Annotated in this window: 1 pseudogene; it reads left to right on the top strand. The window is 35.5% G+C overall.

The window, feature by feature from the left end:
* Nucleotides 1–206 precede the first annotated feature (206 nt).
* A pseudogene (locus CWC17_RS18935) lies at nt 207–518 on the top strand (IS982 family transposase); the annotation flags it as partial.

Raw genomic sequence — 518 nt, 5'->3', positions numbered from 1 at the left:
TAAAGCTTAATAAATAGGCCCATTCATTTCTTAAGCTAAAAATTCTTAAAATTGATAAGTAGATAAGTAGATAAGTAGATAAGTAGATAAGTAGATAAGTAGATAAGTAGATAAGTAACCTGAGCTGCACATAAGAAATGGAACTAAATGCCCTTGCGGTGATCAGATCTTTCGACCAAGAAACATAAGATTACCGAGGCAAGGGCATGAATAACTTAGATGCAATTTACGTAGATGTCGATGATTTTTGTTTATTGTTTGAACCTCAATGGCTTAAACACCTAATAGAATCAGGTGAAAAGCAACGCATTAAGCCATCTCGACTATCCTCTAGCGAAGTGATGACTATATTAATTGCTTTTCATCAATCAGGTTATCGCGATTTTAAAACTTACTACACCAAATTTGTTTGTCAGTATTGGCGACATTATTTTCCTGATTTAGTCAGTTATACACGTATGTTGAAGTTACTTCAGGCCACGTTACCCGCTCTGTGCAGCTATCTGAAGCAGCGCTTT

Source organism: Pseudoalteromonas sp. S3785 (genome assembly GCF_005887365.1).
Lineage (GTDB): Bacteria > Pseudomonadota > Gammaproteobacteria > Enterobacterales > Alteromonadaceae > Pseudoalteromonas.
The sequence above is the reverse complement of the archived record's forward strand: the minus strand, read 5'-3'. Positions and strand labels throughout refer to the sequence as shown.